14 protein-coding genes, 1 tRNA gene and 1 CRISPR repeat array are annotated in these 23,768 nt (G+C 39.0%); of the genes, 7 read left to right on the plus strand and 8 right to left on the minus strand.

The window, feature by feature from the left end; all coding sequences use genetic code 11:
* Window positions 1-26: 26 nt before the first annotated feature.
* The 3 genes from KV40_RS17795 to KV40_RS17805 form a co-directional block, all read right to left on the minus strand.
* On the minus strand, window positions 27-959 hold the full coding sequence (locus KV40_RS17795; RefSeq protein ID WP_036484955.1) for a hypothetical protein: 933 nt from the start codon (window positions 957-959) through the stop codon (window positions 27-29).
* A gap of 98 nt (window positions 960-1,057) precedes the next feature.
* Window positions 1,058-2,053, minus strand: a complete 996-nt coding sequence (locus KV40_RS17800; RefSeq protein WP_036484379.1) for a hypothetical protein — start codon at window positions 2,051-2,053, stop codon at window positions 1,058-1,060.
* Window positions 2,054-2,086: 33 nt separating this feature from the next.
* Window positions 2,087-2,980: a hypothetical protein gene (locus KV40_RS17805; protein WP_036484382.1), complete on the minus strand. Its 894-nt coding sequence runs from the start codon at window positions 2,978-2,980 to the stop codon at window positions 2,087-2,089.
* Window positions 2,981-3,389: 409 nt separating this feature from the next.
* Between KV40_RS17805 and KV40_RS32290 the strand changes: the two genes are divergently transcribed.
* Window positions 3,390-5,060, plus strand: coding sequence for an FHA domain-containing protein (locus KV40_RS32290; RefSeq protein ID WP_052055736.1), 1,671 nt, complete (start codon window positions 3,390-3,392; stop codon window positions 5,058-5,060).
* A 368-nt stretch (window positions 5,061-5,428) separates the two neighbouring features.
* Window positions 5,429-6,547 (plus strand): hypothetical protein, encoded by a 1,119-nt coding sequence (locus KV40_RS17815; RefSeq protein ID WP_036484385.1) that lies wholly within the window; start codon window positions 5,429-5,431, stop codon window positions 6,545-6,547.
* 180 nt (window positions 6,548-6,727) lie between these two features.
* On the opposite strand, the gene KV40_RS17820 is transcribed toward KV40_RS17815, so the two are convergent.
* Window positions 6,728-7,843 carry a transporter substrate-binding domain-containing protein gene (locus KV40_RS17820; RefSeq protein WP_036484387.1) on the minus strand — a complete coding sequence of 372 codons (1,116 nt, stop codon included), beginning with the start codon at window positions 7,841-7,843 and terminating at the stop codon, window positions 6,728-6,730.
* A gap of 300 nt (window positions 7,844-8,143) precedes the next feature.
* On the minus strand, window positions 8,144-9,472 hold the full coding sequence (locus KV40_RS17825) for an alkaline phosphatase PhoX (RefSeq protein WP_253274300.1): 1,329 nt from the start codon (window positions 9,470-9,472) through the stop codon (window positions 8,144-8,146).
* A gap of 120 nt (window positions 9,473-9,592) precedes the next feature.
* Here KV40_RS17825 and obgE point away from each other — a divergent pair, with 120 nt between their 5' ends.
* The 3 genes from obgE (at window position 9,593) to KV40_RS17840 (ending at window position 11,902) form a co-directional block, all read left to right on the plus strand.
* A complete protein-coding gene (obgE, locus tag KV40_RS17830; protein WP_036484391.1) occupies window positions 9,593-10,603 on the plus strand; it encodes a GTPase ObgE in 1,011 nt (336 codons plus the stop codon).
* Between the two features lie 95 nt (window positions 10,604-10,698).
* The gene (locus KV40_RS17835) at window positions 10,699-11,784 is read left to right on the plus strand and encodes a glycosyltransferase family 1 protein (RefSeq protein ID WP_036484393.1); all 1,086 of its coding nucleotides are present in this window, start codon (window positions 10,699-10,701) and stop codon (window positions 11,782-11,784) included.
* A gap of 45 nt (window positions 11,785-11,829) precedes the next feature.
* Window positions 11,830-11,902 (plus strand) — tRNA-Ala (locus tag KV40_RS17840).
* A gap of 514 nt (window positions 11,903-12,416) precedes the next feature.
* Here the strand turns inward: KV40_RS17840 and ltrA are convergent.
* Window positions 12,417-14,123, minus strand: a complete 1,707-nt coding sequence (gene ltrA, locus KV40_RS17845; RefSeq protein WP_036484395.1) for a group II intron reverse transcriptase/maturase — start codon at window positions 14,121-14,123, stop codon at window positions 12,417-12,419.
* An 856-nt stretch (window positions 14,124-14,979) separates the two neighbouring features.
* A CRISPR array of direct repeats spans window positions 14,980-15,384; the repeat unit is 37 nt; unit sequence CTTTCAACCATACCCATCTTAAAGTGGTCGTTGAAAC.
* 201 nt (window positions 15,385-15,585) lie between these two features.
* Between ltrA and KV40_RS35030 the strand changes: the two genes are divergently transcribed.
* On the plus strand, window positions 15,586-15,747 hold the full coding sequence (locus KV40_RS35030) for a hypothetical protein (protein ID WP_156114074.1): 162 nt from the start codon (window positions 15,586-15,588) through the stop codon (window positions 15,745-15,747).
* Window positions 15,748-15,896: 149 nt separating this feature from the next.
* Here KV40_RS35030 and cas12k read toward each other — a convergent pair whose 3' ends face one another.
* A complete protein-coding gene (cas12k, locus tag KV40_RS17850) occupies window positions 15,897-17,744 on the minus strand; it encodes a type V CRISPR-associated protein Cas12k (protein WP_036484397.1) in 1,848 nt (615 codons plus the stop codon).
* Window positions 17,745-17,835: 91 nt separating this feature from the next.
* Between cas12k and KV40_RS17855 the strand changes: the two genes are divergently transcribed.
* The gene (locus KV40_RS17855) at window positions 17,836-18,330 is read left to right on the plus strand and encodes a MerR family transcriptional regulator (RefSeq protein WP_052055737.1); all 495 of its coding nucleotides are present in this window, start codon (window positions 17,836-17,838) and stop codon (window positions 18,328-18,330) included.
* A 20-nt stretch (window positions 18,331-18,350) separates the two neighbouring features.
* On the opposite strand, the gene KV40_RS17860 is transcribed toward KV40_RS17855, so the two are convergent.
* The gene (locus KV40_RS17860) at window positions 18,351-23,738 is read right to left on the minus strand and encodes a DEAD/DEAH box helicase (RefSeq protein WP_036484400.1); all 5,388 of its coding nucleotides are present in this window, start codon (window positions 23,736-23,738) and stop codon (window positions 18,351-18,353) included.
* Window positions 23,739-23,768: the final 30 nt, after the last annotated feature.

A 23,768-nucleotide genomic window follows, 5' to 3' on the forward strand; every position in this document is an offset into this window, starting at 1 on the left:
AGTTAATTACCGTTTCAAAATTTGTTTTAACAAAAATCTACGCCAAACTTATTTGCTGCTGTTCTAACGTTGTCAATTCCGTCTTCTATGGGATCGATAAAGCCTTCAAGCTGGTCGAATAGTGGCTCTAGAAGCTGTCGCGTTCCCGAAGATTCTTCTTCTGAGTCGGTCAATCTTTTAACCATGTCGTCCATTGAGTCTGTCACTTTACCGACAGCACTATCAATTAACTCTCTAATTTCTTCTTGAATGGTTTCTTTAGCATTATCCATCAAGCCATCTACTCCACCAGATAAAAGTTCTGATGTTTCGTTAAGACTGTCGCTAAAGGTAGAGGCGATACTGGCAAATTCACTAGCCATAGTCTGAATATTGCTACTAACTTCCTCTTGTCCCTGGTTAACTCGTTCGGTAAAACTGTCTATTTCTCGTTCCATTAAGTCTTGAGCCGATTCTAGTTTTTCTCGCATCGAGCTAATTTTTTCGATGGTGCTTTCCATTGCCGTCGCTAACTTTTCTTGACTTTCGTTAATAGAGTCGCGAGCTTGAGTAAGTTCGCTGTTGCTTTCTTCTTCTTTAGCTCTAGTCGAGTCGCGATTATCGTTTAACTGACTTTGAAACTGACTAAATTTTTCCTGGGTACTTTGCACCTCTTCATCTAGCTGTTGGGTAGCCTCGCTGAGAAAATCAGTTAATTCAGTGACGCTATTTTCAAAACTTTCTACCTGAGATTCAGTTTCGGACTGATGTTCGGCTACTTCTTCGCGCATTTCATTAAGTGCGGTTTGTACCTGTGCCAGAATCTCGGCTACCTGCTGCTGTTTTTCAGCTACGTTTTCGGTTAGTTCGTTGGCTTCGGCTTCTACTTCCTGTGCCTGAATAATGATGCCATCCAATCTTTCGGGAAAATCCGTCATCAATTGGGACATCATATCTAAAGATTCGCTTAATTCGCTCATGTCAAAATACTCCCAAACAAAGTAAAAAGTAAAAAGTAAAAAGTTTGTAGGTTCTATCAAATCGAATAGCTTTAGAACCTCTGGATCTCAATCTGGTTTTAGAAAATACCGCCCAGACTTAAGACTTCGTTAATAGTACCGATCGCAATTTTGGCTGCTGCCATCATTGGCAGTAACGGAGATAGTGCCGTGGTAACGGAAGTGCCAAAAGTCATCATGGTAAAGTTTTCTACCACTTCAGTCATCATTGCCTTGACCGAATCTTCGATCGCATCTTCAAAGGTTTCGGTAATGCGCTCTTTCATGGTTTCGCCTGCATACTCCTGAGAGTCTTCTAAAACTTCATTAAGAGTTTCTTTCAGGCGATCGGCTAAATCTTCTGTATCTTTGCCAAAAGAGTTGAACATTTCATCGAAGTTTTTGCCGAGTTCTTCTAACCCCGAACTTATTTCTTCGAGTTGTTCGTCGGTAAGCTCACTGCTAAAGTCGCTGAGGATTGAGTCTAGTTCGGACTTTAAAGTTTCACCGATATTGTTTGCCACTTCATCAAAGTCGCTTTCAGTATCGGACTGAGCCGTTTCCATTTGCTCCTGCAAACCTTTTATGCTTTCGGTAAAGTCGTCAAAGAAGCTTTCGGTTTCGTCACTACTTTCGGCGACGCTGTCTTCCATTTCGGAAATGGTTTCCGCCAGTTCGCCAAATGCCGCTACCACCTCTTCTAAACTACTTTCTAGTTCGCTTTGACGACTATCATTATCCGAGCCAAATTCGTTTTCTGCGCTCTCTATGGTTTCGCCACCGCTAGTTAGTCTTTCTTCTAAGTCTGCTAGAGCCTCTTGTAAACTTTCCATGACGCTCAACATTTCGTCGCGAGAGCTACTAAATTCGGTTTGAGCGTTTTCAAATTCTTGTGTAGTAGCTTCTAAGCCTTCGATAATGTTATCTTTTGCTGCTTCTAAGCTGCTATTGGTAGATTCCAACTGACCGGTGAGTTCGGTCATTTGAGTTGATGCCAACTCTGTAGCATCGATAATTTGCTGGAGTTTCTCGCTGGTTTCTTCGATATTTTGCGATAGGACTTCTGCTGCTGCCATATCAATTCTCCTGTTAATTAATATTTATAAGGGTTACAACAATATGGATTTAGCCGTGTCGAGAACTGGCTTAACTTCGTCAATTAAATCGGTTACTTCGGAAACTTTATCGACAATTTCGCCGATGCTGCCTTCAAGTAGTTCGCTCATTTCGCCTCCAGCATCATCTAGAGTTGAAAACGCCTTAGTAAGTCCCTCGGATGAACCCGTAAGTTCTGCCATCACCTCGTCGGCAAATTTAGAGGCGATCGCACCTATTACCCCTTCGGCTAAAGAGTCTAAATTGCTTTCAAAATCTTCTTTTTTACTAGTACTCTCCTCTTCTACGTTAGAAAAATCGTCTGCTAAAGTTTCAAGTTTCTCTTGTAACTCAGTTTCCAAAGCCGCAAATTGTTCTAGCAGCTCGGCTTTTTTCTCGTCAAAGCTATCTATAGCAGCATTGATAGCCTCATTATGTTCGTCAATGTTGCCGTTGGCTGCTTCTTGGTAATCGACTATTGCCTCTTCCAAATTGCGGAGGTTTTCTGAAAAAGTATCCAAGTTATTGGTAGTATTCTCTTTTTCCTCCTCCATTTGAGCGGTCATTTCTGCTTTACGGCTTTTTACCTCTTCTAACCGAGTGCTAAAGCGATCCATTGCTTCGGCTACACCATCACCGACTTCGGTAATTTTCTCTTGAAAGGAAGTGAGCCTTTCTCTGGTGCCTTCCATTTCGGTTTCTAGAGATTCTTCTGCTTCCTCTAGTTCGGCGATAATTGCCTCCCAACTTTCTTGAGCTTCCTGGTTGGCAGTGGTCAATTCATCAGCCAAGTTAGTAGCAAATTCTACGATGCGATCGACTTCATCAAAAGCTGTTTCCGCATCGGTTATTAAAACTTGCGATTTTTGGTCGCACTGGTCGATCAGTTCGTTAATATCTTCAGCCATAATCTTTATTTACTAAGTTAATAGAACTCTCCAACTAGCACTCTTCAAAAAGTTACTGTCTCCAGTAGTGTTTGAAGGTTACATAGATTAAATACGCCCAACCGATCGCAAATATGCAAATAATTTTATTTTTTTGTGCGGAGAGATAATTGTATGATTTTAAATACATACAATAGTATATTTAAGTTTCACTGCAAATACTCAAACCTCTATCTAAATATTTTTTTTACAAAATAGGTGAAAATAAGCGTAAATAACTATAACAAGGCTTTTTTGAATAATTTAAATAACTACTTAAATGCGTATTTTTGGGTGTACCAAAATTTAATATGACCGACAAAACAAATAATTATGCAATATTTGTCAAGCAAAATTTTATAAAGTTAACAGTTAGATAAGAGGTGAATTTATGGCAAATCTTGACGATGCTAATTGGGCTTCTTTGACCATTAAAACTACATCTACTAGTGAATCTAATCTCCAACAATACTCTCTATCTCCAACAGAAATTACAGTTATCGGTCGTTCGCCAGATTGCCAAATTGCTTTAGAACCAAATAAATTTCTTACCGTATCTCGCCGTCATGCAGAGATAAAAATGGTCGATTCAAATTGGAAGATCGAAGATTTAGGAACTACTAATGGCACTTTGGTTAACGATCGCCCCATTAGCGAACCCAGACAATTAGAGTCTGGCGATCGCATTACTTTAGGAAAAAAAGGACCCGAATTTGTTTTTGAATGTTTGACCCTCGACGCTACCGTAATGGTGCAAAAGACAGAAATAAAACCTCCGCCAGTAGAAGACAAAATAGAATTGAAAGCCGCATCTTCATCAGCAGTGGTAAAAGATGCTGACAATAATGCAACGGACTCGCCTGCTTCCGTTTCTAAATCTCCGCCAGAGTCCAAATCGCCAACTCCCGCATCAGAGAAAGCTAACATTAAAGCCAAATTTGAATCAAAAGTCGCACCGCCACCAGCATCAGTAAAAGATTCCGACGATAATGCAGCAGACTCAGCTTCTGGCATCGCTACACCTTCATCAGAGAAAGCTGAAACTAAAGCTAAACCAGACCGTCTTAAAACTCCAGCATCGAAGTCTACTGCACCTAAAAAACAAGCTTTTACTAAAGCTAAGACTCAAGCCACAACTTCTCCAGTAGAAAAATCGACAACTCCTGAAGTAAAATCAGAAGCCGTCTCGCTTCAAGCATCCTCAGAACCCAAATCTACACCTGCAAAACAGCCAGTTTCTCTACCAAATAATCCTCCGCCAGTAGCTACCAATAATACGGCAGGCAAATCGTTATGGAATATAATTTCACAAACAAATTTATATCAGCTAGCAGGACATTCCCAACCAGTATTAGCGTTAGTTTTTAGTCCAGATGGACAGATATTAGCCAGCGCAGCCAAAGATAAAACTATTAAATTGTGGAATATCGCCAGCCAAACGGAAATTGCCACACTGACAGGGCATAAACTAGCGGTTAATGCTTTGGCTTTTAGTCCCGACGGTCAAACCCTAGCTAGTAGCGGTGCTGACAAAACTATTAAACTGTGGAATGTTGCCAGTCAAGAAGAAACTGCCTCGTTTGCAGGTCATAAACTAGCGGTTAATGCCTTAGTTTTTAGTGCCGATGGTCAAACCTTGGCTAGCGGTAGTGCCGACAAAACTATTAAACTGTGGAACGTTGCCAGTCAAGAAGAAACCGCCTCGTTTGCAGGTCATAAACTGGCAATTGAAGCTCTAGCTTTTAGTGCCGATGGTCAAACCCTGGCTAGCGGTAGCAAAGATAAAACTATTAAGCTGTGGAATGTTACCGATCGAGAAGAAGTAGCGACTCTTACGGGACACAAACAGGGAATTAATGCTATTAGTTTTAGTCCCAACGGACAAATAATTGCTAGTGCCGATGGCGATCGCACCATCATATTGTGGAATTATACAACCAAAGAACAACTAGCTACAATTGCCACTCCTAGTTGGCAGGTTGGCGCGATCGCTATTGCTCCCGATGGTAAAACTTTAGCTGGTAGTGACGAGCAACATACAATAAAAATTTGGCAAAATTAAGCTTTACAAATTTGATAATAATAAGAAAATAAAACTCAATATTCATACGGTTTACTAAATAAAATAATTTATTTTATCGATCTATTTTGCAAATTATTTTTTTGTTATTTGTAGTTGTAGTTTTTTTAAAACACATTTATGTTAAAATAGCAAAAATTGATTTGACAAACAGAGTTTGATTATCAAAAAGCTTTTATTGACTTTAATTTTTAACATCCTGCAAAATCAGCGGTTTTAATAAAAGCAAAAATTTTTTATAAGCTCTAATAAAAAAAATATAAAAATCATATTAGTGCTATTGGCTACAAAACCCAAGAAAATATGAAAATATATCGACTAATAAATTTTTTTTGTAAGGGAGTAAAATAATGACAATTGGCAATTTTACCGCAGTTTTCGGTAGTTCTAGCAACGATGATTTTTTGTTAGCCAACAATGGAGAAATTATTTATGGCTTGCAAGGAAATGATAATCTAGGTTTAGATCCTAGCTTGACTGAAAATAATGCTGCTATTTTAGTTGGAGGTTCTGGAGGCGATCGCTATACATTAAATGCCAATAAATTTGCAGTTATTTTTGACAATAGCAGTTCTGAAGATGATAGCTTGATAGTTGACGGTATTGGTATTAATAATCTTAATAGCTATTTTTTAGATATAGATAATCGACATTTATATGCTTTTAATACTGACAATCAGCAGTACGTTTTGCTTTTAGATTGGCAAAACTCAGAAAATCAAATTGAAACTTTTGAGTTAGATAACGGTCAACAGTTGTCTTATCAAAATCTAGTAACGGAACTTGATAATTTTCGTAGTATTCCTAATTCTAATTATTTAGGTAATTTTACTTTTGAACAATTAAATGACACGGCACAAAACACTTCTGGTTTTCCCTTATCAGAAGCCTTGATAGATTTTGCCTCATTTGGGTTGTCTCCAGAAACTATAGATGACGACCTTCAAGAAATAGCTAATACTGCAAAGGAACTCGAAAATTCAGATGATGATGTTGAAGTCTATCGTTTTTTGAATAGGGATACTGGAGCACATTTTTACACTGCTTCAGAGGTAGAAAGAGAAAATATTTTAGATAATTTACCTAACTATAAAAACGAAGGTATTGCTTTTGAAGGTGTGCCTTTAAATGAAAAAGATGCTTTAACTGGAGTTACGCCTGTTTATCGACTGCTAAACAGAGATACTGGAGTTCATCTCTACACTATTTTTGATAGAGAGCGAAATTCTGTTCTCAATAATCTACCTAACTACAATGATGAAGACATTGCTTACTATGCTTATGAAACTTCTCAACCAGGAACTATTCCTTTGTATCGTTATTTAAATACCGATACTGGAGCGCACTTCTATACTGCTTCAGCTAACGAAAAAGCTTCTGTAGATACCAATTTACCTAATTTAGTACCAGAAGGAAATGAAGATGGTATTGGTTATTGGGTTCTTCCTTCTACTGTAGACAGTATGTAGCAATTATTTGACGCTTTAAATACGCGTCGGTCGGATACTAACAATACGATTTTTACAGGATGATGACTGACTAAATAATTTTCTCTGTTAGTTATAAGTTACGCAGTTTTTAATCGCTCAAAGAACGCCTATTAAGTTGCTCGTATCAAGTCCGATTTAAGCAATAAAAAAATTAGCAATTTATTCCGTTTCTCCAAACCATTTTTGATAAATTTCATCATAAGTTCCATTTTCGATTATCTCTAACAATGCCTGATTGATTGGTTCTCGGTAAGGACTGTTTGATTTGAGAGCAATGCCATATTTTTGTCGTTCAAAAATCGGACCTACTACTCTAACTTTACCCACACCATCTTTAACTGCATAGTTTTGTAATACTGGAGCATCATAAACTACAGCATCTACTCGTTCTGCTTCTAGAGACTCATAGGCATCTTCTACCAAGTCAAATTCAATTCTTTTGATGGGTCGATTGGCTAAATATTCTGCTGCCGTACTACCTTTAACCGTAGCTATCCTTTTTCCATCGAGGCTATCGGGTCCTTCAATAGAACTTGCTAACTGTTGCACCGTTAGAGCAGAACTAACCGAAGCAGTAAAATAAGATATTAGTAAAACTCCTGTAAACATCCAAATAGTGGCGACTATTCTACCAGCCACGCCAATTGGTGCTTTATCTCCATAGCCAACAGTAACTACGGTTACGACAGACCACCAGCAAGCTTCCCAAATACCAGGTAAATATTCTCGTGGAAACATCTGAGAATTTTGCTTACGCTCGAAAAACCATAATAAGTGAGCCGAAATAAAAATAACTAGTAGCAACACACCAATAGTTTTTAAAAGAATGGGAGAAAAAATCAACCAGAAAAAGGTATCGATCGGAGAAGTTTGAGAACGTGAAAGAACTAATATTTGTAATCCTGATTCAAAAAAGGGGTAAGAAAAGTCTACAGTTTTTTCTCGTTCGGAAGTTATAGTAATTCCTGCGATCGCCACATCAGTATTTTTAGAACTTACTGAATTCAATAGCTCCGAGACAGTTGTTTCTCCGTATAGTTCGTATTCCAAATCTAACTCTTTAGCTACTTCCTGCCAAAGATCGATACTAAAGCCAATATATTGTCCTTCATGAACGAAAGCAAAAGGAGCAAATGGTTTTGTTCCTACTTGCAATGATTCAGCGCGAACGGAAACTGGAAAGATACTAATTAAAGATAGCGACGTACATCCTAATAAACTCAAGCGAATAAACTGCTTGCGTGGAATTAGATTGCTAAAGATCGAACTAAACATTGCTGCTATTTAAAAAAATTTTGGCAGTAACTAAGATGTAACAATAAATTGTAGTATTAATTTTGCTGTAGACATAGTAGACCAATCGATATGCTTTATCTCTCCAGTTACAGCAGTACGCACTTAAATTAGGACACTCATTACTCATTACTTTTTAATTAGCAATTTCGGGCGGTTAGCAAACGCTTCAGTCCGCGAGAAAACCTTCGAATTACGCCTTCACAATTAGCAATAAACAAGTAACACTCGCGCAGCTAAACTCTTATTATTAATTGTTAATTGTTCGCTGTTCATCGATCGTTACCACTTTCCCCAAACTGCCAAAGTCATGCCAGGATTATAAATATTAACAAACATAGTCTGACCGTCAGGAGCAAAGCAAACCCCTGCAAATTCACTATTATTTAAAGCATTACGGGCAAATTTATAGTATTTACCTTCGGGAGTGATTCCCACTAAAAACTGCTCGCCCATACCGTCTTCGCAAACGATTAGATCGCCAAAGGGTGCTTGAGTTAAATTATCGGGATAGTCTAAAATTCCTTTGCCTGGAGACTCTACAAATAGTTCCAAAGTTTTTTGAAGGGGATTGTAGCGAAAAATTTGCCCCATACCTGCCTTACCGCCATTAGTACAAGTCCAGTAAATTTCTCCATCGGTGTAACACATACCTTCCCCTCTTTTAAAAATCGCTCCACCCTTCGCTTGTGCTTCGTAGCGTAAGGTATCGTGTTCGGGATCGACATCTTCTAATTTGACCCAGGTAACTGGTTGGGGTTTGCCAAGAGGAAAATTTACTGCCGTATCTAGTTTGGGCAGATTGGCGATCGCCAAAGCTTCTAGTGTTCCGCCTGACGCTAGTTTACCCGCTCGATGGGGTCGAAACCGATAGATACAGCTATCCAAACAATCCTCTGTTTGATAAATATAACCTGTTTGCAGGTCGGTAGCGATCGCCTCATGACGAAATCTGCCCATAGCAACTAAAGGTATTGGCTTGGCTAATCCTTCTTTAGAGGGGACTTCAAAGTTATATCCGTGTTTGCGAGATACTTTACCCCAGTACTGTTGACTTTCCTGAAGTGTATATCCTGGAGGTGGATAAGGAGTAGCGGTTGTTTCTTCGCAACTAATCCAGGAACCCCAGGGAGTCGTTCCGCCGCTACAGTTACGGTTAGTTCCAGCCAAAGAGAGATAGTGTTGTTGCAATCGATTGTGGCGATCGACAATCAAGGTAGTAGTACCGCCACCACAAAAGCGATCGTATTGCTCTATATCGTCAGCCAGCGTGTTTTTAGTCTGAAGGGGGTGAATTTCATGATTTCTAACCAAAATAGTCGCGCCATCTTCCCCTGCAAAAGCTGCCATACCGTCGTGATGATTTGGTACGATATTTCCATCACTCATGGTTTCGCCCACAGGAGAAAGAATGCGATACTCAAAACCTGCTGGTAAATCTAAGATTCCCGATGGATCTGAGCGTAGCGTACCAAACTTATTAGTAATTACAGATTGACCTCGATCTGCTTTAGCATACAGATTTTTAAGCGGTGCGGCTAATATGCTTCCCGTTACACCAACTCCCGTTAGCGACAAAAACTTTCTTCTAGAAAACACTGTTCGACTCACAAAATTACCATCGACAATATAACCTATAGTTGGCTGTCAATATTTGGCGATCGATATTAAGCCTTAGTTAATCTATTAAAATTGCTAAGATCTATCGATACACGATCGACCAAATAACTAATGCAGTTTATCGACCTAGCAGAAATAGAAGTTGTCGCAGGTAAAGGAGGTGACGGTATAGTTGCCTTTAGAAGAGAAAAATACGTACCTGCGGGTGGTCCTGCTGGAGGTAATGGTGGTAAAGGTGGCTCGGTTATTTTAACTGCCGCAGAACGCCTGCAAACTCTGCTAGATTTTAAGTATTCTCGTATTTTTAAAGCCGAAGACGGTAAAAGAGGCGGTCCTAGCAATCGTACTGGTGCTATGGGAAGCGATCGCCTTATAGAAGTTCCTTGCGGTACTACAGTTTACGATGCTGAAACGCAAGAAATAATAGGAGATTTAGTAACTGACGGACAAACGCTATTGGTAGCTGAAGGTGGTAAAGGAGGTTTGGGAAATAAATATTTTCTGAGCAATCGCAACCGCGCTCCAGAGTATGCTTTACCAGGATTAGAAGGAGAAACTCGCCGTTTGCGTTTGGAGTTAAAGCTGCTGGCAGAGGTAGGAATTATCGGACTACCTAATGCAGGTAAATCAACTTTAATTGCCGCTCTTTCTTCGGCGCGACCAAAAATAGCTGATTATCCTTTTACTACTCTAGTTCCCAATTTGGGGGTAGTACGTAAACCTACGGGAGACGGAACTGTATTTGCCGATATACCAGGGTTAATTGCAGGGGCTTCTGAAGGCATCGGTTTGGGACATGAATTTTTGCGTCACATCGAACGCACTCGCTTACTATTACACTTAATAGATGTTACTGCTAACGATCCAATTGCCGACTATCAAACTATTCAGCAGGAGTTGACCGCTTACGGAAGGGGACTAAACAAACGTCCGCAGATTATTGCCTTTAATAAAATAGATGCGGTAGATGAAGAAATTCTTGCTTTGTTAACGGAAGAATTCTTGAAACTAACTACTGCCAAGATTTTAAAAATTTCGGCAGTAACTCACACTGGTTTAGATGAATTGTTAGCAGAAGTTTGGACAGTTTTAGATAAAACCAAACCTCTAGCGATCGATTAATCGCGATCGCGTTACCGAAATAGTTTATGTAACCGCATGTAAGATATTATTTTTCTTAATTTCTAAATAGCTAAATTTTCGTTCGGCGATCGATCTTGTCTAATTCACTATTAATCAATCTCTCGTTTTTGTTTGACAGACCCACAGGTATTGCTACCTATGCTCTTAATGTCATTCCTGGTTTACAAAAACTCAACCCGACACTATTAACTGCTAAAAAATTCGAGCCTTTTCGGTGTATTTCAATTCCCAATAATTTGACTCCAGCACAGGGAAGCAGCGGACATTTACGCCGACTACTCTGGACACAACTTAAATTACCGCAGATATATCGACACTCAAACGCAGATTTAATTTATTCTCCCTTACCAGAAGCACCTCTATATCGTAATTGTCGTTATGTAGTGATGTGTCACGATTTAATTCCTTTGCGTTTTCCTAAGTTAATTTCACCTTTGACTAATTATTTTCGCTATGTCGTACCTTTAGTTTTACAACAAGCCGAACATATTATCTGTAATTCTGAAGCTACCGCCAGAGATATTAGCGATCGCTACGGCATCTCTGCTAAAAAAATAACGCCAATTTTATTAGGGTACGATCGCGATAATTTTTATCCTCGAACGGTTACTACAAAAAACTCCAACCGTCCTTATTTTCTTTATCTCGGTCGTCAAGATCCCTATAAAAACCTTCAGGGTTTAATTGCTGCCTTTGCAAAAATGTCTGACAGCAAGGAATATGAATTGTGGATAGCAGGTGAAATCGACCGTCGTTTCACTCCCCAACTACAGCAACAAGCCTTAGAGTTGGATGTTAGCGATCGCATAAAATTTCTTAATTATGTTTCCTATCAGGAGTTACCATTTTTAATTAGTGGCGCGATCGCATTGGTTTTTCCTACCTTTTGGGAGGGTTTTGGGCTTCCCGTATTAGAAGCAATGGCTTGTGGTACTCCTGCGATCGCTTCCAATCTTGCTTCTTTACCCGAAATTACGGGAGAGGCAGCAATCCTTGTCGATCCTTACCAGACGAGTGAAATTACAGCGGCAATGGAGTCAATTGTTAGAGATACTTTGTTGCGATCGCAGTTGCGGGATTTAGGTTTACAGCGGGCTAAACTATTTAGCTGGGACAAAACCGCTGCCGCCACTCAAGAGAGTTTAGCAAAATTTCTTTAAAATTTTTTATTCTAAGCTTTATGGTAAGATGTTTAATGTTTGCAGGGGGCATTAACTCAGTTGGTAGAGTGCTTGCATGGCATGCAAGACGTCAGCGGTTCAAATCCGCTATGCTCCACTCATGTTGTGTACAGTGACACATTAAATGCCATTGGAGACTAATTACTGTCATTAAGTCAAATTATACGTCGTCTTGACAACAATTTGTCGCGTAAGCATTAGTGACAAATTGTTGTCATTGGGACAAAAACTCATTAGTTGAATTTAGTACCCTAATCTACTGACTTTATTTATGTTTCTATTCTATCATTTACACTTAATCTAAATTGGACTCTAAAATTTGCAGTTTCGCTGAAATTATCAGAATAGTTTTTTCTCAGTTTATTAAAATCTCTATTTAGTAAGGCTAATTTTAATTTACATTAAACACATTATTTAATTAAGTGTTTCAATCAAACGCATTTTATAACGGTCTTTTAATACGGTTTGACGATTGATTATATTCATACCATGCAAGCACTCCTTTCAATCCAGCTCATTTTATTTATATACAGTTTTGTCGAGTAGAGAGGAATACGTCGCCGTATCCTCCCCCTCTAAGAACCGTGCTTGACTGTTTCCAATCACACGGCTCAAGCTATCTTTGACTTAGCTCGTTTACCATGTATTTGTCTGTGACATTTTTGGTGTACGTGAACAAGGTTATATTCCTCGTCGCTTCCTCCATATGCCACTTCTTGTTTATGGTGTGTCTCTATCAACTCTTGATTAAACAAGTGTTGTTTACAAACGGGGCATTTCCAGTTTTGCAATTCTGCAATCCTGTAGAGCTTAGACCCCTTGGCATAATGATTCTTGCCTATTTTGGTCTTTCTCTTTTCCCAGTATTCTCTCAGTTGGGGGTCATCTGGGGAGGCATCACTTTTTACTTTGACATGACGGATGATTGGTATGGTAGCCAATCTAAGGATAAACTTGGTTGTATCTTCGCCCTGTCTGTTTTTAGTATCCGCTTTAAATACCCATTTGTTCCCTTTTATTCTGCCAAAATATTTGGGAATTACCCATTTCATGCCTTTGTTTGGATGTCTCCTTTTGCTCCATTTAATTAGCTTTTTGACTAATTTGTAATCAAAGTCTGCAAAGGTTTTTTTACTGACTCCATGTTTGTAGTAGTTTCCCCAACCTCTCAGTATTGGATTTAGGACATCTATAACCGCTTCAGGTTTAGCGTTTGGATGTTTTTTTAACCATATTTTAATCTGGTTGAGTTTTTCCTTTACCTTTTCCTTCTGAGGTTTAACAATGCACTTCCCATTGAATCTTCTGATATTAAACCCTAAGAAGTTAAAACCCTCGTTAATATGTCTAACTTGAGTTTTTTCTTCGCTGAGGCATAGACCTCTGTGGGCTAACCATTCTTGAATCTTTGGGATAATAGCCTCTATTTGTTCTCTGGTTTGGGCTGTAACGATAAAGTCATCCGCATAACGGATAAATCCGTAAATTCTGCGTTCTTTTCCTCTTTTAGATTTGCCGTATATTTTTGTTTCGGTAATCTTTGAGAGCCAATTGTCCATCCCATCCAGTGCAATATTTGCAAGTAGAGGGCTTAAATTGCCACCTTGTGGTGTTCCTTTATCCGTCCTGTTGAGGACTTGAGATTCTACGTATCCTGCTTTAAGCCATTGTTTAATAAACTCTCTGCCTGGAGTAAACTCTAGGTTTTTGAGAATAAACTCATGACTAATGTTGTCGAACGCCCCTTTGATGTCCGCATCTAATATCCAGTTGTCTATCGACCCTTTTCTGAATCTGTAGAAACATCCTTCAATTGCGTCATGACATCCCCTTCCAGGACGGAATCCAAAAGAATTACTTTCAAATCTTGCCTCCCAGCTTGGTTCCAGGGCATTTTTTATAATGGCTTGTGCCACTCGGTCATTAATGGTAGGTATGCCTAAAGGACGTTTTTTCCCGTTTGATTTGGGTATGTATATCCTCTTGGTGGGTTTTATTTTCCATACTTGGAAGTCCCAGTTATTTACCAATTTGACTCTTTGTTTTGGGGTTTTAGCCAAGTATCCATCGATACCTGGGGTATTTTTCCCTTTATTAGCTTCGGTGACTCGGCTAACTGACAACATTAAATTGGAGTAGCTGCGTAGCATTAGTTTCATCAGGCTTCTGACCCGATTCCACTGTTTGAGCTTTGTCGCACGATATATTCTCTGTCTTAGGTTCTTAACCTTTTTCATCACCTTTTTCCAGTCAATTTCTGACCAGTTGGTGAGTTTGGTTCTTCTAGCTCCGATGTCCGATTGGACTCTATCTTTCACTATGGGTTCAGTTCCTTTACAAAGTGTCTATCGTTGATAACCTATTGGAATTTAGCACTCTTTCAAGTGGAGCAAATCTAGAACTCCTATCTACCCGCTTATTTGTTCGCGTTGCCTTTCGGCTGGTAGCTTTCGCTTTTTCCGTATCCTTTACCCTCTAGGTGGTTCCGTCTTTCTTACGTCCGACCTACTCATAAATGAGAACCTATAGGGCTTACCGCAGTTTCACATGATTAAGATACAGTTGGGGAGGGTTTTGTCTATATTCCGACGGGGCAGTGTTTCATCGTTATCAAGATATTTTGACCTAATAACCAGCCCGCTTACCATTTTGGTCAGGGTGTATCAACCTCATTTCACCCACTTTAATTAACGGAACCTCATCGACAATTCATTTACATTAACCCTTCCAACTTTTCCCTAGCCCTAGCTGGATAGAGGTTATCCACCTTCGGATACATTCATGGTCTGCATTCCATTGAGTTCATTATTTACTTTCAATGTGACCAGAGTACGAGACTCCTTTACGTGGGAATAGTAGGATGAAATCTACTAGAAATCCATAACCTCAGTCATGAAATTTTCACTTAAATCAAGCGACTTACTGCGTCGCACAAAAAATAATTAATCGAATTTACTTGGTTTTAGACTGTATACAGCAATTGCTGATACAAATTAAACTCGGCAAGCAAGGCGATCGCCTAAAAGTAATAAATTACTTGGAGTAACCAAAGAACAAGACTTTAAAATTACTTTCAGTTTCTTAGCGAGAATTAGACGATAGTTATTGAGAATTAAAATTTGCGTGTGGTCGTTGGCACTTCCGCTTCATCAATAACAATGACTAAGCCTTTATCTTTCAACCCAAGCCATCACAAAATGGTCATTGAAACCTGGGGTTAAATTTTGCACCCACTCCTAAGAATTACGCTTTCAACCATACCCATCTTAAAGTGGTCGTTGAAACATAAAATCCATTTCCATGCCCAAACGTTTGTAGGCTACTTTCAACCATACCCATCTTAAAGTGGTCGTTGAAACATAAAATCCATTTCCATGCCCAAACGTTTGTAGGCTACTTTCAACCATACCCATCTTAAAGTGGTCGTTGAAACCGACGCCCCTTTGCCTAACGGTTGGCTACTCAGAGATCTTTCAACCATACCCATCTTAAAGTGGTCGTTGAAACCAGGAGGCTATGGAAGCCTATGTTTATCAATGGGACTTTCAACCATACCCATCTTAAAGTGGTCGTTGAAACTCTGTAAGCTGAAATAGTTATTAAGACTCATCTCCAGGGTCAATTTTGACAAACCTAAGAAAGAATTCTCTATTTTTTGTTGCATTACAGTAAAAACCACTTCGTTAAAAGTATCAAAAGCTTGTCAGGCTTGACTTTTGCAGTTTTGTCGAACCCCCTAAGAATTTTGCCCACGCTTGGGTTCGTCAAAAAAGAGAAAAAATGAGGATAGACTCCTCCTTGCTCGGAGGTGATTCGGTAGCGATCGCTGTAGTACGTCTACACCACTTATTGCTGGGGGCGCACCTTATTCCCATCTTTTCGATGGCAGCATCAGGGCGGACAGCTACCAGGGACAGAAAGCATTCTGCCTGCCGACAGTAAAACTAACCCACATTTAACATAGTTCAGCGGTTCTAAAAGAACATGATCTACGGCGCGATTTATTAAAAATTATATTTGATTTATTAAAAATTATATTTAATTTTCGAGGTACAGAAGTTATGTGCTTGAAAATTCTTAAATTGACACTCTTAAAATGGGACAATGCGATCGCGATAAGCACAAACCGCAATCTCTTTAGCCTGTTTTTTAGGATCTCCCCGAATAGATTGCTTACTCTCTTCAATAACTATTCCTGCTTTAGCTGCTTGAGCTTTTATAAGGTCAATCAATCTGCCATAGCTCCATTTATGAATATTAGTGCGATATTTTTTGGCATATTCTTTCTGTTTCTCTATACATCCAGGAATTTTAGCTTCTGCTCTTGCCTGAACTTCTGCTTGAATGATTTCTCTAGTATCTTCCATGTAGGGAACGACAATACTTCCCACTCGATAATCTTTAGCCAATTGAATAATTGCTTTGGCTAACAAACGGTCGATATACTGTCCTAATTCTGACTCACCAAATTTGTTATTAGCGTGGTGTCTTTGAGCGACGTTCCTTTGATGAGAGAGAATATGCTGCTGCTGTCTTTTTCGATTGAGAAGATGATAATTTTTGCCTAGTAACTGTTTGGTACTAAGGTATGCGATTGCTTTGTCTGTCGCACCATCAACTATAGCTACAGTTGCAGGTTTATCCAGTCTAATTGCAACTCCCAATAAAATATTAGATTTACCTTTGTACAGAGGTCTACTGGGACGCGGAAAAGGATTGTTGATTCTTGATAGCGAGGTTTCTTTACGCCGTATAAATGCTTGCTGCTTTTGGTTGAGATCGCCTTTTTCTTTAATTTTGGTTAAAGTATTGGCGATCGCTTCAGCTTTTTCCTGACGAACTACCTCTGTTCCTTCGGTAGTAAGCAGCAAGTTATCGAAAGTACAGTAGAGAATCAAACGATTTACGTTCCAAGGTTCTCCTTTACCTTTTCCTTCCTGCCAAGCTATTGTTGCCGAGCGAAGTGTGAATAAAGCACTTGAGTGACTGTTTTTACTTGCCTTCTTAATCTGCTGGTCTTCGTAGAAGCGATTGAAAATCTTTAGCTGTCTGCGATCGCAATAAATTTGAAATGTATGATCGCTCAAACCATTAAATTTGACACAAAGTCTACCTCTTTCATTCTTACTCCAAGTTAAATCTTCGTTAGATTCATAAACAATCGGATAGGGTACTAACTTAGATTTTGTTAACAGAATATCTTGCCAGGATTTTGCTTGAGCTTCATCTTGGGGAACTTGAGAGGTCGCAGTAAAGAGCGTATTCAACCATTTTTCTCCTGTTAGATCTCTTCCTTGAGGTGCTTTACCATTAAGTTTTTCTTGAAGACGCTTAACCCTAATTTCTGTTTTGCGACGGCGCCTGGCAAATTTCTTGGGATCTTCAGGCTTTTGACGTATCTTACAGCCATTTTTCAGTAAATAAACGATCGCACTGCGAATCAAAATATCTTCTGTTTCATCATACAAATCGAACAACCGATTTGAAATACTTGGATTTTCTTCTCTATTGAGGCGATCGAGTGCTTCAGAAGCTTTTGCTTCAATCTCTTTTAAAGAGCGACCGCTTTCAGCCACTAATTCTTCATCGCTCTTAAGCATCTGTAACCAACGCTGCTGTCCATTGAGTCTAAAAATTAATCGTCTTTGAAGCTTGAGCCACGATCTATAAATGTATTCAGCCAAAGAAATTACCGAGCTGTAAAATCTTCCTGGTTGATTAATGTATTGCGGACAAGTTCTTAAAGGTTGACACAGATTTTTGACAGTTCCAGGTGGAATTTTTCCTTTCCGTTTCCAAGTTTCAAGTTCTGGATGTTCCGCTAATTGTTTTAATAATTCATTTATCAATGGGGTATTTTTCTCTGCCATCAGTTGCCATTGTTGACGGCGAGTAGTTTCTGGTGCAATTAAACGACATTGAATAGCATTTTGACTCATGAATAAAAATATAAATCAAAAACACATTATGTATTTTTAAAGTTAATAATTATTCATATTTCTCTTCTTTACCGTGCCATCATGGTTGATTATGGGAGAACCTTTTTATACCAGCACAGAAGCATCATTAATTACAGGTTGCTCTCGCCGACAACTTCAGTATTGGCGAAAGCAAGGTGTCGTCGTGCCTACTGTCAATCCTGGTGGAAAAGGACGCAATGTCTATTACACAGAATCAGATTTATTGATATTGTCCGTAATGAAGTATTTACTTTCTCTAGGATTGAATTTTGATGTGTCTTTGAAAGTTTTAGAAACTCTTAGAGAGAAAGAAATATTATGTTTTTTAGACTGGTCTTTATCCAAGAATACAAAAAAACGTTTTATGCTTGTATTGGATACTGAAGAAAAAAATACGATTCACATAACTAACTTTGATACTGAACTAGCCGTACAAAAGTTGCAAGAAGGATTTGCTATTGCTCCTTTTGGACGCGATCGCATTTACCAAAAACTACAAGATAACCTTCAAGCTTTTTACCGTAATAGAAAAAGTCTCAAGGGCGACCGCAGAACTAAAAATTAGTTTGGAAAATGATTTTGCATTTAAATTAGAGTGCGAAGATATTCTATTTGAGATCCTAGATCTTTCCGATAATCGATTGAAATCGCCATGTATCCAGTAATGTCCTGTAAGTCTTCTCGTTGTATGCGATCGCGTTGTTGTTGTTCTGGAGAATCATGTACGGAACCATCGCAGAAAATAGCAATCTTAGCTTTCTTGTAAATAAAGTCTGGCTTGCAGTTGGCTTCTGGTATTAATTCTTGAGCAGAATCAGGTAGTTTGATTCCCTGTTCGTATATGGCTTTTAAAACTACTCGCTCGAATTCTGAATTAGGATCGGTTTGTTGAAGTAGCCATTGATATTGTTCTTCTCGCGATTGCGAAGCTAGCCGAAGGCATCGCTCATCTTGTTCTAAAGCAACTTGACTGTGATTTAATTGCTCTAAAAAATCTTTAATTAAATATCGATTGAGATAGGGATGGTCGAACTGATTGCGATAAGAAAGCAAACATTGATAACAAGCTTGAGCGCAACTAGGTTTGGGTTCAAGGAAATGACAGATATCTTGCGCTTCTCTTGCTAACTTTTGAAAGGAAGTGGAATCTTCTAAAATTTGTGAAAGCACCCCTGCACCTCCTTCTGCGGCTTCCCAAAATAAAATATGTTTGCCTTCTCCTACTCTTTCAGACGCTAATTCGTCATTTTCTAGTTTATACAAAGCTTGAATAGCTCTTTCTAAGGCGTATTGAAGAGTAATGATAAAAGCTTTCGACTCCTTATCTGGAAGAATTAAAGGTTCGATAATCAAAATATTAGAAGTATCTCTCACCATTAGATGAACGTTAGTATCTACCGCATCTGCATTTAGCTCGCTATCATTACTTACCCATTCTCCAGTAGTATTATTGAGTTTAAAACCAGTTTCTTGAGAGCGGGTCAGTCCTTGATTGATTCTCCAAATCTCGGCGGTTTCTCCATAGGAAAGACGAAGTAGTTCTGTACCGTCATTGGCAGTAACAGTAGCTACCTGTTGTTTGTCTCCAGCGTAGCGAAAATGGGTAATTAACTTATAGCCATATTTAAGTCTTTCTTCTTCATCACAGGTAATGCGATTGGTTTTACCAGCGATCGCATTATCCATTTCTAAAACTTGGGTTAATCTGGCTGGATTACCTCGCTCGTCTTGAGTTAGTCTGCGATCGCAATTAGAGCAAACATCGCGGTGAAAGTTTTCTCTTTCATGAAAATATCCGCAATGGTGACAGAGAGCAACTCGATTGTAGGTAACACCTTTAACAGGGATACGAGTGCGATCGATTCGATATTTATTACCTTCGTAGTAAAGAATATTAGTCGGTGCGAGTTCGCGGATTGCAATAATTCGAGGACGAGAAATAAATTCACCTTTATCTCTAGCACGAATAAAAGCTCGAACGGGAAGTCGGGGAAAGTTAAATCCTGGCAAAAAACCTTCAGAAGCAAAATAGCGATATGGATAAAAATCAAATTGGCTATTGTTATTACCTTGAGAATGACCTACTAATAAATCTTTTTGGCGTTGAGCTTCTCTTCGTAAAACTTCCGCATCATCGTATTCTTTTTTGGTTATATTACCTCTACTAAAGCTATCGATAACTTCTCTTGCTTTAATTAACTGAAAATTGGCATCTTTATAAAGATCGCGCCAACGTTGACAAGCTCGATCGAAAGCATGAAAAGCATTATTAAGAATATTTTTTAACCACTCGGAACTATACCAACTAATATTTTGTAAATCTGTTTGACAAAAGCGATCGCTTAAAATTTGTTCTAAATCTCTTAAGCAAAGATTAAAACTCGTTTCATTCAGATTGAGAGCGGCTTTAATATCTTCCTCGATCGGATATCCATCTTTGTCTAAATCCAGAATTTTATTCATCGAATCTCCCAGATCGACTCCTGTATAGGATAGCCAGAGAGAATAAACATGGGATTCAATCAAGTCTCGATTAGCTAGTTCTAATTTAGGAGGAACGACTGCGCCAGCTACCATCTGTTGCTGACGTTGATAAAAATACTGGTCGTGAGGACTGCCCGCAGCAGCATAGCTCACGACTAGAGCATTTTGACCGCCTCTACCTGCTCGTCCGCTACGTTGAGCATAATTAGCGGGAGTAGGAGGAATATTGCGTAAATGAACTACGCTGAGGTCAGATATATCTATGCCTAATTCCATCGTGGGAGAGCAAAACAGAGTCGATAGATTTCCGTTACGAAATTTCTCCTCTCGTACTTTGCGATTTTCATAGTTTACTTGACCAGTATGTTCTCGCCCCTCCATTCCTCTGATGGTACTGGCGTTATCACTGTAAAAGCTCTGAAAGAACTGATTTACTTTGCGTCCTACTTCCTCACTTCCTAAAAGACGTTTACTGTTAAGAATATCGACACTCAAGCGATCGCTTTTACTCGCTTTCCAAACTATTGAATCGATACGTAATTGAATTTCATTGCTGCTATTTTGCTTGAGGTATCCATAATCTCGCAGAGTGTTTATCAGCGATGTAATTAGCTGCTGATATTCGGGATCGGATAGAGGAGAAGATAACCAAGACCAAGCGCGATCGCTTTTTAAAAAACGTCCGATTTTGCTCTTATCTGTAAGTTTAACTTTACTTTTATATCGATCGCTTCCTACAGTGAGTGTTGCCCATCTTGCTTCGTGAAGTCTTTCTTGATAGTCAAACTTCCATCGCTCGTTTAAAGCTTGAGATACATCCCTTTGTAATTTTTTTAAATTATCTAACTGTAGTAGTTCGGCATCTATTACCAGTTGCTTACGAAGATAGTCTAAAAAGGTTTTGACAACGAGATATCTTTGTTCGGGAGTTGCCTGTAGTAAAGCTGAATGAGGATATTTTGTCCAAACAGAGCGATTGCCACACTTCGCTTCTAACTCTTCGTATTCTATTTCTAGCAAGCCACACTGCTCTAAATTAGGTTGTACGATCCGCCAGCCTCTTCTGAGGTCTTCGTAAAGACGATATTCAATTAACTGCTCGAAGACTTTTGGATTGCGTCTACTACCCACAGCTGGTTGTTCTGCATACTCATCTTGAGATAAATCCATTTGCCGCACGACAACTGCTGCTAGCTCTGAATGAGTAAGCTTTTGTTTGGCTTGTAATGCGCCATTGAGACTGGCACGTAAAAAGCTAGTTTGTACGAAATCATTAAAATGTCCTGCTTGAAGAGATGCGTCTTGGCGGTTATCAGTGAAACTGAGAATTTTAGCGGCATCTGCGGTAAGAGCCTCAGTTTCTTTAAGTCTCGTGACAGAAGATAGACAAAGTAAGGTAGTAGCGGTACTACGTCCTTCACTGCTAAGACGAGCTAGTTTGGTATATTCGCTAGTTTTGCGATCGTAAACAATACCACAGTTGAGACACGTTAGAAATGGTTTGGGAATGAACCAAAAAGGAATTAGGTTATTAACTTGTGTATCTGCAACTACTCTAGATTCAATCGTGCCATTGGGATAAAGATAACGCTTTCGGGGAACGCAGTTTTGATATTCTCTTTTGACTGTTCTTCCATTACGCTTTGTTTCTTTAAACCAATTTTCGGGTAGCAGATCTCGATCTTCATCGCTCCAAAGGTTTGGTTCATCTAAGGTTAAATAACCTTCTTCAGTAGCTTCATCGCTATCATTGTCGATCGCAATAGGTAATAAAGGAGTTATTTCATTTTTATCGGTGTTGTAGCGCACAGCGTAGTAATCTTGACCGCATTCGCGACAGAAAACTAGGGGAAATAACAAGCGATCTTTTGTAGTTTTATATTGTCCTTCTAAAGTTAAATGTCTTTTTTCTTTTGATTCTAAAGTGGCATAAACGCTACCGCCTTGAGAAATAAACTGATGCAGTCGGAATGGTAAACCGTTTACTCGACTACTCCAAAAAAACATTTGTTTTAAGGTGTCTGAACAGATTTCGACATCTATTCCCGTAATTTTTGATAGCTCCATGCTTCCTTCGGAAAGCGCAATGGGATCTCTGCGAGTAAAATGACCGTCTTCTCGTGCTAAACCAAAATTCATCTCAATCCAGGTACTGAGAGGATGCTGTAAAAATACTTCTGAAGTTTGATGTTCTTGAGAAGGTAATCCAGCTTCTAAACACTCGACTAGCTCCTCTGTATTTGGTTGGGGTCTAGTAATAGCTGGTTTTAAAGTTTCATCAATAACATTACCTGGTTTAACCTCTACCCCAAAAAGTTTGCTTGCTACTTCAGCTACAGTAGTTTGACGATTTGTACGATCGCCTTGGCTAGACATGGTAGCCGAAGTGCCGATACATAGAATAGAAAGCTTCTTATCTTTTTTGACATTACGGGAAATTTGCTTTAATTTCCTAATTACCATTGCTACATCTGCACCCTGACGACCTCGATAAGTGTGTAATTCATCTAGTATGAGATATTTCAGAATTGGAGATTCAATAAACTTTTTTTCATGGACGCGAGAAAGCATTAGTTCTAGCATCACATAGTTGGTTAGAAGAATATGGGGAGGATTGTTTTGAATTTCAATTTTCTGAGATAAGCTTTCTTGTCCTGTATATCTAGCGACTTTTATATGAGAGTCTTTACCAGAAATCTTTTTAAACTTTTCTAAGTACTTGTTAAATTCTTCTTCCTGCGAGTTGATTAGAGCATTCATCGGATAGACCAAAATCGCTCTAACTCCTTTTAAATGTGGATTGCGTAGAAGATCGTCAATAATAGGAACGACATAACAGAGGCTTTTTCCCGAACCCGTACCAGTAGTAACTACAAAGGGTTCGTTATCTTTGGCACAGCGAAATGCTCGTTCTTGATGGTAGTAAAAATTAGTAATGTTAGAGAAATACTTTCTACAATCTAAATGCAAAATATTCTCTTGAATTAAAAGATCTAGATCTGCACCTTTTTTATAAGCGGGGTTTATTTGAACTAAAGGATCTTGCCAAAAATATCCTCGATCTAATTCCTGTCTGACAAACTCCTCAATACGGCGATCGCGTATTTCTAAGAAACTTTCAATATAGTTACGATAGTCGCCGATTACTTCGTCTCGCAGCTTGAAAATATCTAAAGCTTTATTTTCCTCGTTTGTATCAGGAGAAGGATCTGGGGACACAGAAAGTCTTCCGTGTCGGCGATCGCAGTATTCACTAAACTGTTGTGCCAAAGTATTACTCAAAGTATTGGTATTAAATACTTCCGCTAATTCAACAAAATCCCAACTATCAGGAATACCAGAAAATAGCTGGCTGAATTGTTCTTCGGTCAGAAATTCGACATCACTACAGTCGATCGCTACCATTCCTTGACCGATAAGCGTACTAGTAGCCGCGATCGCAGCTTCACCTTGTTGGATTAAATCTTTTAGTTTAAAAGTAGGTTTCATAATAAAAATAAATAAGAAAAATAAAATAAA

This window comes from Myxosarcina sp. GI1, from assembly GCF_000756305.1.
GTDB lineage: Bacteria > Cyanobacteriota > Cyanobacteriia > Cyanobacteriales > Xenococcaceae > Myxosarcina.

What these genes read in the sequence shown, in the direction of transcription:
- KV40_RS17795 (WP_036484955.1), bottom strand. Translation starts at nt 959, where the DNA reads ATGAGCGAATTAAGCGAATCTTTAGATATGATGTCCCAATTGATGACG.
- KV40_RS17800 (WP_036484379.1), bottom strand. Translation starts at nt 2,053, where the DNA reads ATGGCAGCAGCAGAAGTCCTATCGCAAAATATCGAAGAAACCAGCGAG.
- KV40_RS17805 (WP_036484382.1), bottom strand. Translation starts at nt 2,980, where the DNA reads ATGGCTGAAGATATTAACGAACTGATCGACCAGTGCGACCAAAAATCG.
- KV40_RS32290 (WP_052055736.1), top strand. Translation starts at nt 3,390, where the DNA reads ATGGCAAATCTTGACGATGCTAATTGGGCTTCTTTGACCATTAAAACT.
- KV40_RS17815 (WP_036484385.1), top strand. Translation starts at nt 5,429, where the DNA reads ATGACAATTGGCAATTTTACCGCAGTTTTCGGTAGTTCTAGCAACGAT.
- KV40_RS17820 (WP_036484387.1), bottom strand. Translation starts at nt 7,843, where the DNA reads ATGTTTAGTTCGATCTTTAGCAATCTAATTCCACGCAAGCAGTTTATT.
- obgE (WP_036484391.1), top strand. Translation starts at nt 9,593, where the DNA reads ATGCAGTTTATCGACCTAGCAGAAATAGAAGTTGTCGCAGGTAAAGGA.
- KV40_RS35030 (WP_156114074.1), top strand. Translation starts at nt 15,586, where the DNA reads ATGAGGATAGACTCCTCCTTGCTCGGAGGTGATTCGGTAGCGATCGCT.
- cas12k (WP_036484397.1), bottom strand. Translation starts at nt 17,744, where the DNA reads ATGAGTCAAAATGCTATTCAATGTCGTTTAATTGCACCAGAAACTACT.
- KV40_RS17855 (WP_052055737.1), top strand. Translation starts at nt 17,836, where the DNA reads ATGGGAGAACCTTTTTATACCAGCACAGAAGCATCATTAATTACAGGT.
- KV40_RS17860 (WP_036484400.1), bottom strand. Translation starts at nt 23,738, where the DNA reads ATGAAACCTACTTTTAAACTAAAAGATTTAATCCAACAAGGTGAAGCT.